Raw genomic sequence first — 369 nt, forward strand, 5'->3', positions numbered from 1 at the left:
CTTAATGATCGCTTTCGTTGCTGTGGGTTGCGCTGTCGTAGCCGAGCAAAAGCTGAATGAGCTTTGGGGCAAGGAAGAAGTGCGTGACCGCAGTGTCAGCCAGACGACCCAAGGCATCCCAGAATATCATCGTGATATTCAGCCCATTTTTGATAAGCGCTGTGTGAGTTGCCATGCTTGTTACGATGGCCCTTGTCAGCTCAAGCTCACGTCTTATGACGGTGTGGATCGTGGAGCCAGTAGCGAACTCGTTTATGATGGTACGCGCTTATTGGCCATAGAGCCTTCTCGTCTTGGTGTTGACGAGAAAAATACTCAAGAGTGGCGCGAACGCGGTTATTTTCCTGTATTGAATGAGCGTCATCAGCA

The 369-nt window shown here is 50.1% G+C and carries 1 pseudogene; it reads left to right on the top strand.

The annotated features are described in order from the left end of the window. A pseudogene (locus tag A3751_RS22555) lies at positions 1-369 on the top strand (9-hexadecenoic acid cis-trans isomerase); the annotation flags it as partial.

Source organism: Oleiphilus sp. HI0080 (assembly GCF_001635135.1).